Genomic DNA, 14,753 nt, shown 5'->3' on the forward strand with positions numbered 1-14,753 from the left:
TTTATCAATAGCTTAAACGCATGCCTGTTATGGTGCGTCTACGTGAACGAAACGGCTAACCATAGCCAAAACTTAATTTCATTCACGTAGCGCACGATTTCAATTATTCCTTAATTAAGGCTTTTACCGTGGCGTGCTTTCTGCCAAAGAAAATATATTGCAGGTAAAACTATGAGAGACAAGAATAATGCGCTTATCATTCCGCCCACTAGTGGCGCAGCAATTCGGCTCATCAGTTCTGAACCTGTTCCGCTTCCATACATCACTGGTAACAATCCAAGTATGATAGATAATGACGTCATCATTACCGGGCGGATTCGCGCTTCTGAACCGTCGATAATTGCTTGTTTGAGTTCTCTCAGATCAACATCATCAGCTATGTCAGCGAATCTATTATCGAGGTATGTTAGCATGATGATACCTATCTCAACTGCAACACCTGCTAATGCAATAAAACCCACTGCAACAGCTACCGAAAAACTAAAACCTGCAAAATACAGAAGCCAAAACCCGCCAATAAGAGCAAAAGGTAAAGTGCCAATGATCATCGCAACCTGAGGAAAACTACGAAAGTTTGCATACAAAAGAATAATGATGATTAAGATGGTCAGTGGTATCACAAACTTCAGCTTTTCTTCAGCGCGTTGCATGTACTCAAACTGTCCACTCCAAGTCAGAGAGTAGCCACTCGGCAAATCCACTATCTCACTGACACGTTGTTTCGCTCTGGTAACATAGTCACTAATATTCACGTCCTTAATATCAATGTAAACCCATCCATTTGGCCTAGCATTCTCACTTTTGATACTTGGAGGGCCATCTTCTATCGTTATGTCAGCCACTTCGCCCAAGGTAATATAAGCTCCAGATGGACTCAAAATTGGTAGTCTTTTAAGTGCATCTGGCGAGTTACGGTAAGATTCTGGAAAACGAATTTGGACTGGATAACGCTCTAAACCTTCAACGCTTTTAGTCAACTCTTGGCCGCCGACAGCACTCGAAATAAAGGACTGAATATCAGCGATATTTAAGCCAAAACGAGCAGCCTTTCGACGCTTTAGGTCGACGTTTATGTACCGGCCTCCAACCACACGTTCTGCATAAACAGAAGCGGTGCCATCAAGGTCTGCAAGTGACTCCTCTATCTGTTTGCCTATGTCCTGAATAAGCGATAAATCAGGACCACCAATCTTTATACCAATCGGTGTTTTTATCCCCGTAGCAAGCATGTCGATACGGGTTTTGATAGGCATTACCCAAGCATTAGTTAAACCCGGGAACGTAACGACTTCATCTAATTCCTGAATCAGGCTTTCTGTTTGTATGCCATCGCGCCATTGAGACTTTGGCTTCAACTGAATAAAGCTTTCTATCATTGTAAGTGGTGCTGGATCGGTCGCGGTATCTGCCCTACCCACTTTACCAAAAACAGTATCTACTTCAGGAATTGTTTTTATTAACTTGTTAGTTTGTTGAAGAATATCTCTCGCTTCACCGATTGAAACGCCAGCGTAAGTGCTAGGCATATACATTAGGTCTCCCTCATCGAGCGTTGGCATAAATTCACTTCCTATTTTACTTAGCGGCCATAGGACACTACTCAATGCGAGAAGAGAAAGAGCAATCGTTGTTTTTGGAAACCTTAGCGTGCACCTAAGCAACGGGCGATAGATTTGAAGTAAACTGCCGTTAATTGGGTTCTTTGCTTCCGGTTTTATATTTCCTCTAACAAAGTAGCCCATCAACACAGGCACTAATGTAATTGCCAAAATTGCGGCAGCAGCCATGGCATATGTTTTAGTGTAGGCCAATGGAGAAAACATCTTGCCTTCTTGAGCCTCCAATGTAAAAACAGGTACAAAACTCACGGTTATAATCGCTAGGCTGAAGAATAAAGCTGGTCCAACTTCTGTTGCCGATTTTGCAACTATGTCCCATCGATTCTGCTGGTTTATTGGCGTTTTCTCTATCTGTTTATGCATGTTTTCAACCATCACAATTGCACCATCTATCATTGCCCCAATAGCGATCGCAATTCCCCCCAAAGACATAATGTTTGCATTTATTCCCTGTATATACATGACAATAAATGCCAGCAAAATACCGATAGGTAAACTAATCATCGCCACCAATGACGAGCGAAAATGAAAAAGAAACAGCATACAAATAAGAACAACAACAGCCATTTCGGCTGCAAGTTTGCTAGTCAGATTGTCGATGGAACGGTCGATTAGACTGGAGCGATCGTAGACTGTCGTGATCTCGACACCGTCTGGTAAACTGTTTTTTAGTGAATCAAGCTTTGCTCTTACTCTTTGAATGGTGGTTTGTGCATTTTCGCCGAATCGCATCACAACAATGCCGCCTACAGTTTCACCTTCACCATTTAAATCAGCTAGACCACGACGCATTTGTGGTCCTAATCTAATCTCTGCAATATTTTTAATGAGAAGCGGAGTGCCGTCCAACGGTGATTTAAGACCTATCGGAATGTTCTCAATGTCGCTTTTATTTTCAATATAACCCGTAGTGCGGATCATATATTCAGCTTCAGCCATTTCCAGCACAGAAGCTCCTGTTTCTTGGTTTCCTCGTTGAATAGCCATTTGTACATGAGACAGAGGGATATTGAGAGCCTGAAGCTTTAGTGGATCGACGATCACCTGGTATTGTTTAACCATCCCGCCAACACTCGCGACTTCAGATACACCTTGAACCGTTTGTAACTCATATTTTAAAAACCAGTCTTGTATACTTCTTAATTCACTAATGTCATGTTTGCCACTTGAATCGCTAAGTGCATACATAAAGATCCAGCCAACACCCGTGGCATCAGGACCAAGTTGTGGCTTTGCCGAAGGAGGTAAGCTGGGTGAAACCTGAGAGAGGTATTCAAGTACCCTACTTCGTGCCCAATATAGGTCTGTATCATCATCAAAAATAATATAAATGTAGGAATCGCCAAAAAATGAAAACCCTCTGACCGTTTTTGCGCCTGGAACAGACAACATCGCGCTAGTGAGAGGATAAGTTACTTGGTCTTCTACCACTTGCGGAGCTTGGCCAGGATAAGATGTTTTTACTATTACTTGTACGTCAGAAAGATCGGGAATTGCATCGACTGGCGTGTTCTTAAGCGCAAATACACCCACGCCGATTACAATGAGTGTGGCCAATAGCACGAAGAAACGGTTGCGAATCGACCAATGGATAATGAGAGAAATCATTGTATTTTCCCTTCATCATTGGTCTCGTCCATTGCTGGCATGTTGTGCTGTTCGTCCATAAAATGCACCGTTTTGACTTGATACATTCCCGTTGAGGATTTCACAATCTCCACATGCACTTCCTGGTCTACTTGAAATTGACTAATATCGATATCGTCAGCAACAGTAAAGTTCATGGTCATTCCCATCATCTCAAATTCAAGCAGTGGACCATGAGATAGGTTTACAATGCGCTCAGATACTAGAATCTCATTGACTGTTGCTTGGGTCCAGGAACTCACATTCATATCATCTGGCGAAGAAACTTGAGCTTCGCTAGAGGTCTTTTCCATACGCTTTAGGTCGGAACTAATGCTGCTTTCTGAATCCAATAAGAACTGTGCAGAAGTAACGATAAGATCTCCTTCATCTAATCCTGCGAGCACCTCGTAATCATTGTCATAAACTCTCCCAAGTTTTATTTCGACTGATTTAAAACGTCCCTCGCCCAACGAAAGCACAACACGGTCATTCAGACCTGTGCGTATCACAGCAGGCTTTGGTATCGTCAATATGTTTTCATTAGTGTGATTTGTATTGACCACAACATCCAAGTACATTCCGGGTTTTAGGATATGTTCCGGATTGTCGAGTTTGATACGTGCTTTTTGTGTTCGAGTGTCTGTTGAAATACTTGGATAAATATACTCAATATTGGATGTGAAATGTAAACCGTTTGCGAATGGGCTTTCGATACGGACTTCACTGCCAAGTGTTACTTTGTTGATATCATTAGCGAATATATCAACGAGTACCCAAATAGAATCCATATTAGCTATCGCTAGCATGGTTGTGCTAGGTGTAACGTAAAACCCTTCTTGGATATTAAGTTCACTCAAATACCCGCTTTGTGGGGCAAAATAGGTAATCGCTCGTTTGATTTTTCTATCTTTATTTATTTTTTCAATTAAAGATTCAGGTGCATTCAATGAGCTTAATCTTGATCTGGCGGCTTGCGTTAAAGCCTTATTGCCTTGTTTTAGCCCTAGTAAATACTCTTCTTGAGCATTTACTAAGCTAGGTGAATACAACGAATATAATGCTTCGCCTTTTTCAATATAGTCTCCTTTTGAGCGAACAGTGAGTTTTTCAACCCAACCTGCTACACGAGGATGTATGTGGACTATATTATCGTTGGCATAACGAACTTCACCAAACAGCTTCAGCGTATCTGAGGGAACCTTTTTTGCGACAGTTGCCGTTTTAACACCTAAGTTTTGCACTGTTACGGGTGATACTTTTATGAGCCCGGGTGACGTTTGCTCATTGGCATACACAGGCACTAAATCCATTCCCATTGGTGACTTTCCTGGCTCATCACGTTGGAAGTTTGGATCCATTGGTGCAACCCAATAAAGTATTTCATTTGTTTGTGAAGCAGCGGTATCAATTTCATGAGATGCCGTTGAGGTTAATGCAAAATAAATAACAGTCGCGCCAAGAAGGCCACCCAGTAGAATGCCGATCATCAGTATGTTTAGATTGTTTTTATTCATTAGTGCTCTCCTTTCGACTACCTTTTTTTGGCAGAAAATAATGCATTTTTGCTAACGCTCTGCGTTTATTCACTTCTATATTGAGTAAGGTAATCTTCGCATCGAGTTCGGCTATTTTTGCTCTGACCACCTCAGCAAAGTCGCCAGTATCATTTGTATATGCATTAATTGCCGCATCTGCTTGCTGTGCCATTTGAGGTAAAATTTGTTTCTTGTAAATTTCCGCTCGCTCATAAGCCCCATAATAACTTTCAGAAGCCTGATATAGCTTTGCTATGAGTTCTTTCGCAAGTAAACGCTTTTCTGTCCGAATTGATTCAGTTCTCAACCTCGAATTTTGTACATCGGCGTCTATTTTTCCGCTAGAAAACAGAGGAACACTAACACTAAGGCCGACTGAGAATAAATCCGCCCTCCTCAAGCCTGCTGGATCATCTGCGCGGTACGCGTAACTGGCATTGAGACTGTATTGTGGTTTATACCCTTGTTGGGCTAATTCAATATCAAGTGATGCGCTCGAAATACGTTTGTCCATCGTTGCTAGTAACGGATGATGTGAAATCCTAGGATAAATTGACTCGATAGAGCTCTGTTTAAGGCTTCGAACAAACTCAAGGTCGCTTTTTTCTATCTCTGGTAATTCATTCGGTAACATCAAATGTGTTATGTCAGGAGTATCAGTGTAGTAAGCTTCAGCCGGTATAAGGTATTTGATTAAATCTGCTAAAGCAGTACGTTCACGAGTTTTTAATTGAACTAAACGGTCCTGTAGTCTCATCAGTTCAAGTTCTGCTCTAATAATATCTTGTTGCTTAGCATTCCCTGCTGACGCAGCATAGCTAGCACTGACGATGTCACCTAATTTGGAAAAGAGAGGTCTTGTTTCTTCAACTAAACGGTAACTCGCGGTCGCTAAATAGGCATCAAGCCATATATGAGTAGTTTGCAAAGCTACCACGCGTAAACGGTCTTCACGCAAATAAGGTTGCTCTGAAGCAATAGCCTTATATTTTTTTGCGTTCAGTTCTCGTGTATTACCTCTTGGTAGTTGTTGTGAGCCCCCTACTTTCAACTGTGTAATGGGTTCTTGATTAATATTAAAACTGTCACTTGGCAAATTAAGGACTCCAAAACTAATGCTAGGGTCTGGAAGCGCCTTGGCTCCCTGGCTTAGTGCCTCAAAACGTTGTTCAGTTTGTCTGCTCTTTAACAGCGTTTCATCTCGCTCTTGCGCCATTTTTATTGCATTTTGAAGACTTATTAGTTCGGGAAGTTTATTCGTCTGCTTGGCAATCGCTATCGGCTGTGTAAAACCACTCAACGTCAAACATAAGATTAGGGCAAGTCTAAGTGAAGTGACTCCATAAAGTTGCCCAGTAAAATAGAGGCTTTTCTCTTCCTTAACTGGAGAGCTAAGGGAGAATAGAAACATAAAAGAACGCATACATGCCATCCGACAATGAAAATAATGAAAAAATATAGAATAAACAGAACAGCAAATTACTGCCGTTCAATGTCAGTACTGAATAACTGAATTTACCAACGATTTACGTTGATTTGAGGAAGATTACGCTATTGGAGGTGGTGTTACTTTATGTAGATACAGAGATGTATAATAAAAATGATAAGCTAGGTGCTTACCGTCGTGGGATTTATAAAGGTGCTGAATAAGACTGTTTTCAATAACAGTCTGAGAGGTGAGCAGTTTCGCACAATGACAATCATCATAGCAGCATGAAGTGCCTTTGGGTAGGTCACAACAATCCATTTCACCGCTATCAGACATGCCATCTTCAGAGCTTTCATCTGACATCATCATGGAATGTTCAGGCATATCCATAGAACAATCCATTGGCATTAGCGTTGCACTGAACGCATTACTGAGCTGGGCGCTTAGCAGCAAGAATATTAAAAAACAGGACTGTAAAAGTGATAACGTCTTCATAAGCCAAGTATAATGCAGTTTCTAGTGAATAACATCTACAAAGAGCAAAAAACAGCCCATTGCAAACATGATCGCATTCTCTGAGAATGAAACAAAGCCTAAAGGCACATTATTATTGCCACCGACGCAAGCACATTTCAGTTCTCGCTTATCGACGTACACCGCTTTTACAACTGATATTCCCCCAATTCCGCCGATGAATATCATTATAGGTATAGAGATAAAAGAGAATATTCCGCTAACCATTAGTATACCGGCGAGCACTTCAGCAAAAGGATAGACAAAAGCGTATGGAACATAACGCTTAGCCAATAAATCATAAGCAAGAAATCCGTTAACGAAACTGCCTAGGTCTTGTAATTTTAGTAAGCCCAACAGCGCCATAGACAGACCAACAAACAAAGTAGTAAATTCACGCATGTTTATTTCTTGCTCTAAATGATAAAGCAAACCAGCACTTACTAGGGCCGCAATTGAGAACAAAGCAATAACTGGAAAGTAACGAAAAAGATTATTCGAATAGATTTTCTTACCTAAATATTTTTGCAGCTCTTCGAAGCCGCCGACTCGCTCATCATTTATGACTACTTGTGGTGTCGTTTTTACACCTAAATTTTGTTTAAGGTTTTCGCTTTCTTCCTTTGTGCTTAACACACGATCATCAAGGTCGTATCCATGACGTAAAAGTAAATCTTTTGCTCTTAAGCCAAACGGACATATATGCTCACTGGTTTCCATTCGATAAAGAATCGCAGACTTTTTCATGTATTACCTCTAGTTTGCTAGAAAGTAGAGCAAGCAAATCATCTTTTTAGGTAAATAGTCAAGCCTCAAAAGCGTGTATTTTTGGGTAAACGGTAGAAGACTAATTAGCAATCTTGATGACATTGCCTTGACCATCTTGGTCTTGAAGCAAGGTTTTGAAGTGTTCCCAAGAAATTGGTTTTGATAGCAAGTAGCCTTGAATCGAATCACAGCCCATCTCTTTTAGGAGTTTAAATTGTTCGTCTTTCTCGATCCCTTCCGCAACGGTTTGAAGCTTATAGGACTTGGCAATCGCCAGAATAGACTTTACTAATGTTTTCTTTACTTCATTCTCCGAATGTAAATCATCAATAAAGCTCTTATCTATTTTCAAACAATCTATTGGATATTTAATAATTTGCGAAAATGCGGTGTAACCAGTACCGAAATCGTCTAGGGCTAGACTGATACCTGTTTCTCGAATCTCATTAAGAATCGTTATGCTCTGTTCGTCTATTTCTACAAGGCTCGTTTCAGTGATCTCAAGTTGAACATTCTGTGGATTGATTCGATAGTCTTTAATAAGCCCTTTGAGCGCCGATGCAAACTTTACATTATTCAATTCTTTCGCAGAGATATTGATACATACGACAAGGTCAGATTTATTAAAGACTTTTTGGTGTCGATACATGTGCCTAAATGTTGTCTCTATCACGAGTAAATCAATGTTTTGAATAACACCAAATTCCTCCGCGATTGGAATAAACTCATCAGGGCCTATACCTTCGAGCGCAGCAGAATGACACCGCAATAAGACTTCTACTTTGTGAATATATAGGTCTGAAGAGCGGAATATTGGCATGTAAGCCATTGAGAATTGCCCATTTTCCGAAGCTACTCGAATGTTTTCAGCTATTTGTTTTCGTCTATAAATAACATCTCTGACATGTTCATCGAATAAACGGTACCGATTTTTTCCATCTTGTTTGGCGCAATACATCGCCGAGTCCGCTTGAGACAAGGTCTCTTCAAAAGTGTCTATCAATGGTTCAAATGAAGCTAAGCCCATACTCAGCCCCACTCTTATCAAGCGGTTATTTATTTGAATTGGCGCACTAAGCGAGTTAACGATATTGTCAGCGATACGTTCTGCCTGATCTTTTTCAAGCCTGTTAAAAAGTATAACAAACTCATCTCCAGCAAGTCGGGCGAACGCAAAGTTACTTTCTTTTGGGTCATTCTCGAGCAGGATAGCCGTTACTATCTTACCTAGTTCACACAGTAATTCATCACCAATTGAGTGACCATGAGTATCATTAACTTTTTTAAATCCATCAATGTCAAAGTAAAATAAATACCCTTTACGACGATTAGCAAAACTTGCACCATTTCGTTCTGCCCACGCCGTAATTCCTCGACGGTTAAGCAGTTGAGTCAGCGCATCGGTATTTGAAATATGTTTAAGTTTCTTGGTTTGTCTCGACACGAGAATAATGATGAAGACTAACCAACAAATGAGAATGATTTGAAACAAACCTAACTCATCTATCAATTCACCATGAAACAAGACTTGTTTTACTACGAACGAATACACACCTTCTTGACTCATATCGTCCGGCATGATTTCAATGAAGACGACATTATCAATATCAAATTGCGCATTCTCAAAGGAGATGTTTTTTTCTTTGATCCACCAATCTTCAACTCGGAACGAATCAAAAGGCACGGTTACGGTTGTTTGTTCGAGCTTGGGATCAAAAATGACGGAATTGAATTTTAGTGAGACGAAATCTTTTGGCTGGGAGTACTCGGTATTGTAGTTTCTTAAGGAAAATCGTAAACGCGATTCGTTATTTGGTGATTGATATTCAATTTCGAGTTCAACATTGTCATAAATACTCAAGTCTATGCCGGACTGAATATTGAACTCAGTATTTTCAGCCATTTGAGGATTAAGTCCGATACTGATCCCACACATGCTAAAAGTATTAGAATCGACTTTCTTACAACTAGACTCTATTTGTTGATTACTCTGGTTTAACTCACCTTCTAATACACCACCTTCCAACATATGTGTCACAAATGTCGGATTCTCATCATCAAGTATACTGAGACTAATATTCATCAAGCCGAGCTTGTGACTCGCTAGTGCGAGACAAGTCATCAATATCATGGCAAGAATTGCTTTTACATTAGTATCTGAAAACACTTGCACCCTTAATAAATACGGAGAGAAAACATTAGGCGTATCAGCTTTAGAACGCTTCTTTATATATCGCCTATTATATCGAGAAACTTCGTCCTAATTGTCGTAATAGTGAGTACAAAAATATCCTTAGGTATGAATTTATTAGCGTAGCTTTTCGTATGAGTCAGCAAGCATACACACAAAGTGCCTTCAATGTTGTGCAGGTGACACGCGAAATATTACACGCTATGAATTTCGTTCTCAGACTTAGGATATTATTACTCATTACATCAATGGTTTAAATAAGCCATTCGCTTTTATAATCAACATAACTGGTGGTACTATGCGAGGCATACAACTTCCGGATTATCATGTATTTATTGATATGAAAAATCGTCAAACGGAAAGCAATACGCAACTTAACAAGGAACTCTATAATGACTCAAAAAATAGCATTTATCGGTTTAGGTGCCATGGGCTTCCCGATGGCAGGGCATCTTCTGCGCTCTGGTTACGAGCTAAAAGTTTATAATCGAACAACTAGCACTGCTGAAAAATGGTTAAAACAATACGCGACTGATGGAGCGGTTTCCGCATCCATGGCTAAAACACCTCACGAAGCCGCAATAGATGCAGACGTCGTTTTACTGTGTGTTGGTAATGATGACGATGTGCGGTCCGTGGTATATGGACAAGACGGTGTTCTTTCAGCGATGAAACATGGTTCAACGTTAATCGATCACACAACGACATCTGCTGAACTTGCGCGCGAACTTCATAAAGTCGCTAAAGACTATGGTGTTGACGTGCTTGATGGGCCGGTCTCTGGGGGCCAAGCTGGCGCTGAAAATGGTGCTCTAACAGTGATGCTAGGTGGTGACTCAGATGTCTACAACTCCGTCCACGAGATACTAAATTGCTACTCGCAAAAACATCAATTAATGGGCGAGATTGGCAAAGGGCAATTAACTAAGATGGTAAATCAAATTTGTATCGCGGGCGTTGTTCAAGGTTTATCAGAAGCACTACACTTTGCTCAAAAAGCGGAGTTAGATAGCCAGGCTGTTGTTGATGTAATATCGAAAGGTGCAGCAGCTTCGTGGCAAATGGTGAATCGTTCTGAAACCATGGTAAAAGGACAGTTTGATTTTGGTTTCGCCGTGGATTGGATGAGAAAAGACTTAGATATCGTGCTTAACGAAGCAAAAAGAAATGGCTCTAGCTTGCCGATTACGGCACTAGTAGATCAATTCTATGGTCAAGTCCAAGCCAATGGTGGTGGTCGTTGGGATACCTCAAGTCTAATATCGCTATTGGATAAATAAGGCCTGTTTCGCGCTAAATAAAAAAGAGAGCTTGAATACACACGCTCTCTTTTTATTTAACAATGTAGTCTCTAGCTGGATTAACTTGAGTAAGTTAATCCATGAGTTGCTCGGCTAAATAGGTATATTCTAGTGCAAGGCGTTTTGCCGTTTCTTTCAAGTTTGCCGATGCTGAATGGCCACCATCCGTATTTTCATAGTATTCAAAGTCATGACCATACTGTTCAAGTAAATAGGCCATTTTTCTCGCGTGGCCAGGGTGTACCCGATCATCCTTTGTAGAGGTTACGAAAAAGATTGAAGGATAGTCTGACTCTTTTTCTACATTATGAAGTGGAGAGATTGTTTCTAAGAATGCGCGCTCTTCAGCAATATCTGGACTCCCATATTCGCCAACCCATGAAGCACCGGCTAGCAACAAATGATAGCGCAACATATCTAAAAGTGGCACTTGGCACACGACGGCATTCCACAGGTCAGGTCGCTGATTATACATCACACCCATTAGTAAACCGCCATTGCTTCCGCCCATAATACCTAGTCGACGAGGTGAGGTTATCTTTTTAGCGATAACAGATTCCGCTACCGCTATCATGTCATTGAATATCACCTGCCGATTGGTTTTTAATCCTGCTTGGTGCCATTTAGGGCCGAACTCACCTCCGCCGCGAATATTCGCTAGAATATAGACGCCGCCCTTTTCTAACCAAAGCTTCCCTCTAATCCCTGAATAGCTGGGCGTCATTGAAACATTAAAACCTCCATAGGCATAAAGCAAGCTTGGGTTTGAGCCGTCATATGCTATATCTTTATTGCGCACGACGAAATATGGGACTTTCACCCCATCTTTTGAGGTCGCTTCAAACTGTTCAACAACCAAGTTACTGGCATCAAATCGTGCCGGCGACTGCTTCGCTACAGCTATTTCACTCGTTTTGGCATTGACTCGGTATAAAGTGTCAGGAGAAATAAAGCTTTCTTGATTAACAAACACAAGGTCATGGTCAGAATTGGAAGACGTGACTCGTACTGTGCCATTCTCAGGTAAGGCGATAGCGGATGAACGCCATGTTGAATCATAGTCAAATGACATCACGCGTCCTACAACATTCTCACTTACCGTAATTAACACTTTGGATTTAGTGATATTGACACCCGCGGTAGTTGAACGTGAATTAGGTTCAAATACCAATTGTGCATTAGTCACTTTTTGACTTTCCATCCATGATTTTAAGTCGAAAGAAACCACGCTACCTTTAGAAAAGGTTTTGTCGGTAGTCGCCTGCCAATTGTCTTGCAAACTAACTAACAATTGCCCTTTGAATACCCCTAACGGACTGCTCTTTTCTGGTATCGGCAATTTTGGTTTGGTTCCATCACCTTTCAACCAATAGTATTCGCTAGTAAAAAAAGAGGTTGCACGGTATGCCATCATTATTTTTTGATCTTCAGCGATTTCTACCATATACACGCCAGCAGCAACATCTGTTACTTCACCTCTAAAAATCTCTTTTGCATCGCTTAAGGCTTGTCCACGACTTAAGATCTTAGTGATAAAGGGATAACCACTTTCGGTTAAGCTCTGTTCTCCCCAATCAGTGCCAACAAGAAGAGTATTCTCATCCTTCCAAGCAACGCTGCTTTTCGCTTCAGGTAGGACGAAACCATTTTCAACAAATGATTTAGTCGCATGGCTCCATTCTCTCACCTCGACGGCGTCTTTCCCGCCATCAGATAGCAAAAGAAGGCACATATCATAGTTTTCGTCGTAACAGTTCGTGCCTTTATATACCCAATTCTTGTTGTTATCCGCTGCGAGCTTATCCATATCAATCATGGTTTCCCATTCGGTTGAATCAGACGAATATGAATCAAGACTGGTACGACGTAAAACCCCTCTTACTTGCTCTGCATTTTGCCAAAAATTATAAACATATCCTCCATAATAATTGCCATATGGAATACGGTCAGTTGCATTAACGACATCTAAAGCGTCACTCTGAAACTGAGAAAAGCGCGGATCTGCAGTTAACTTATCTAGAGTCGATTTATTCCAGGATTGCACTTTTTCAAGGGCTTTTTCACCTTCAACCTCTTCTAGCCAAAGCGGCGCAAGCTCTGATTCGCTCACCTCAACGTCGGGCGTGATATCTTCCACTGCGGCTTCCTTTTCATTACTACATGCTGTGACAAAGAGCGCAGCAACGCTCAATCCAATTAGTCTTTTATTCATTTTATTTTCCATTATGTAGAGTATTAACTAAGTATTGCGTAACAAACGCTCGCGATCAAACAAGATATTATAAAACTGAGTGCCGCCCCTTCTTTTACCATGGTCCTAATTTCTATCTCGCCCGTTCCGTAAGCAATTGCATTTGGCGCAGTTGCGACAGGTAACATAAATGCAGAACTCGCGGCCATTGCCGCAGGTATCATAAGCACTGCAGGATCGACTCCGTAAGACACGGCAACAAGGTAGAGTATGGGCATTAGTAATGTCGCGGTTGCTGTATTACTGGTAATTTCTGTTAGATAGGTGACACAAAGACACATTACAATTAGCATCAAAAATAACGGCATTTCTGTTAACTGCTGAATCCCCTCACCTAGCATTAAACTTAAACCAGAAGCTGTAAATCCTTTAGCAAGCGCAATACCGCCCGCAAATAACAATAACATTCCCCAAGGAATACTAACGGCAGTATCCCAGTCGAGTAATCGTCCGCCTTTACCATTTGGCACCATGAACATAATCACCACAGCAGCTAAAGCAACTGTACTGTCCCCTGCTTGGCTCACCCCTAGGATATCACTCCAGCCACCAAACGGTGCATTTCTTGTTACCCATGCGAGCGCAGTCAATCCAAATACCAATAAGGTGCGCTTTTCTTCAACTCTCCAATCACTAAGACCGGGTAGCTTGACGTCTGGTAAGCCTTTAATATTTCGAGTTAACCACAGGGCCATAATAGGAACAGCTATTAAAACGATTGGAATGCCGATCTTCATCCAATCCACAAAGCTATATTCTTGTCCAGTTTGTGTTTCATAAATACCAGCAAAAATCACATTTGGCGGGGTTCCGATTAATGTACCTAGCCCACCTACACTCGCGGCATAGGCTATCCCCAAGATTAGGGCAACTTTAAGATGTTTATCTTCCACTTTCTTTAATACAGCTAAAGCAATGGGCAGCATTATAAGAATAGTCGCTGTATTTGATATCCACATTGATAATAGTGCTGATGCCAACATAAAACCAAAAACCAATCGCTTTCCACTTGTTAAACCCACCACTTTAACCATCATGATGGCTAGACGCTCATGTACGCCCGACTTTTCCAGTGACTTAGACAGCATAAATGCGCCCATTAGCAACAGTATAACGTGGCTACCGAGCGCAGCTGATACATCTTTATGGTTAAGCACATTAAACATTGGTAGCAATGCAAAGGGAACGATTGATGCTACCGGGATTGGGACTGCTTCGGTGACCCACCAAGTAATGGTGAGTATTGCTACAGCTGCGGTAACACTTGGCTCGTAATCCAGCTCGATAAAACGTAACAGTGCGTATGTCACTAGAGCTAATATCGGCCCTATTATTATGAAAATGTTTTTTGTCATGTTGTACACTTCATCATTATTATTTTATGTGTAAGCTACTGGCAACGTGTTTTTGTCAGGAGTAAATGTAATCATACGTAGTATTGGACAGATTGCGAATTCAGACAATCATTTGTTTTTTGGTCTATGTAATTGTTTGCATGTGACACTTGCAAACAATAT

The 14,753-nt window shown here is 41.1% G+C and carries 9 protein-coding genes; 1 reads left to right on the plus strand and 8 read right to left on the minus strand.

Annotated features, from left to right (window positions below):
* Positions 1–110 precede the first annotated feature (110 nt).
* From RM556_RS02155 to RM556_RS02180, 6 genes are all read right to left on the minus strand, one after another.
* Positions 111–3,227 (minus strand): CusA/CzcA family heavy metal efflux RND transporter, encoded by a 3,117-nt coding sequence (locus RM556_RS02155; protein WP_311360335.1) that lies wholly within the window; start codon positions 3,225–3,227, stop codon positions 111–113.
* Entirely contained in the window at positions 3,224–4,762 is a 1,539-nt protein-coding gene (locus tag RM556_RS02160) for an efflux RND transporter periplasmic adaptor subunit (RefSeq protein ID WP_311373725.1), read from the minus strand. The genes RM556_RS02155 and RM556_RS02160 overlap by 4 nt, the downstream gene beginning before the upstream one ends.
* Positions 4,755–6,206 (minus strand): TolC family protein, encoded by a 1,452-nt coding sequence (locus RM556_RS02165; protein ID WP_311373726.1) that lies wholly within the window; start codon positions 6,204–6,206, stop codon positions 4,755–4,757. Before RM556_RS02165 ends, RM556_RS02160 begins: the two co-directional genes overlap by 8 nt.
* A gap of 123 nt (positions 6,207–6,329) precedes the next feature.
* On the minus strand, positions 6,330–6,602 hold the full coding sequence (locus tag RM556_RS02170) for a hypothetical protein (protein WP_311373727.1): 273 nt from the start codon (positions 6,600–6,602) through the stop codon (positions 6,330–6,332).
* 126 nt (positions 6,603–6,728) lie between these two features.
* On the minus strand, positions 6,729–7,472 hold the full coding sequence (locus RM556_RS02175) for a MauE/DoxX family redox-associated membrane protein (protein ID WP_311373728.1): 744 nt from the start codon (positions 7,470–7,472) through the stop codon (positions 6,729–6,731).
* A 100-nt stretch (positions 7,473–7,572) separates the two neighbouring features.
* Positions 7,573–9,660 (minus strand): EAL domain-containing protein, encoded by a 2,088-nt coding sequence (locus tag RM556_RS02180; protein WP_311373729.1) that lies wholly within the window; start codon positions 9,658–9,660, stop codon positions 7,573–7,575.
* A gap of 416 nt (positions 9,661–10,076) precedes the next feature.
* On the opposite strand from RM556_RS02180, the gene RM556_RS02185 reads away from it, so the two are divergent.
* Positions 10,077–10,964: an NAD(P)-dependent oxidoreductase gene (locus RM556_RS02185; protein ID WP_311360341.1), complete on the plus strand. Its 888-nt coding sequence runs from the start codon at positions 10,077–10,079 to the stop codon at positions 10,962–10,964.
* 94 nt (positions 10,965–11,058) lie between these two features.
* On the opposite strand, the gene RM556_RS02190 is transcribed toward RM556_RS02185, so the two are convergent.
* Together RM556_RS02190 and RM556_RS02195 are read right to left on the minus strand one after the other, a co-directional pair.
* Positions 11,059–13,197: a prolyl oligopeptidase family serine peptidase gene (locus RM556_RS02190; RefSeq protein ID WP_311373730.1), complete on the minus strand. Its 2,139-nt coding sequence runs from the start codon at positions 13,195–13,197 to the stop codon at positions 11,059–11,061.
* Between the two features lie 23 nt (positions 13,198–13,220).
* Positions 13,221–14,591: an SLC13 family permease gene (locus tag RM556_RS02195; RefSeq protein WP_311373731.1), complete on the minus strand. Its 1,371-nt coding sequence runs from the start codon at positions 14,589–14,591 to the stop codon at positions 13,221–13,223.
* Between the last annotated feature and the right edge of the window lie 162 nt (positions 14,592–14,753).

Origin of the sequence: Alteromonas sp. W364 (genome assembly GCF_031846205.1) — a bacterium.
In the GTDB taxonomy this organism is placed as follows: domain Bacteria; phylum Pseudomonadota; class Gammaproteobacteria; order Enterobacterales; family Alteromonadaceae; genus Glaciecola; species Glaciecola blandensis.

Bases quoted from the DNA above. Each gene is read 5' to 3' on its own strand.
- RM556_RS02155 (WP_311360335.1), bottom strand. From the start codon at position 3,227: ATGATTTCTCTCATTATCCATTGGTCGATTCGCAACCGTTTCTTCGTG.
- RM556_RS02160 (WP_311373725.1), bottom strand. From the start codon at position 4,762: ATGAATAAAAACAATCTAAACATACTGATGATCGGCATTCTACTGGGT.
- RM556_RS02165 (WP_311373726.1), bottom strand. From the start codon at position 6,206: ATGCGTTCTTTTATGTTTCTATTCTCCCTTAGCTCTCCAGTTAAGGAA.
- RM556_RS02170 (WP_311373727.1), bottom strand. From the start codon at position 6,602: ATGGATATGCCTGAACATTCCATGATGATGTCAGATGAAAGCTCTGAA.
- RM556_RS02175 (WP_311373728.1), bottom strand. From the start codon at position 7,472: ATGAAAAAGTCTGCGATTCTTTATCGAATGGAAACCAGTGAGCATATA.
- RM556_RS02185 (WP_311360341.1), top strand. From the start codon at position 10,077: ATGACTCAAAAAATAGCATTTATCGGTTTAGGTGCCATGGGCTTCCCG.
- RM556_RS02190 (WP_311373730.1), bottom strand. From the start codon at position 13,197: ATGAATAAAAGACTAATTGGATTGAGCGTTGCTGCGCTCTTTGTCACA.
- RM556_RS02195 (WP_311373731.1), bottom strand. From the start codon at position 14,591: ATGACAAAAAACATTTTCATAATAATAGGGCCGATATTAGCTCTAGTG.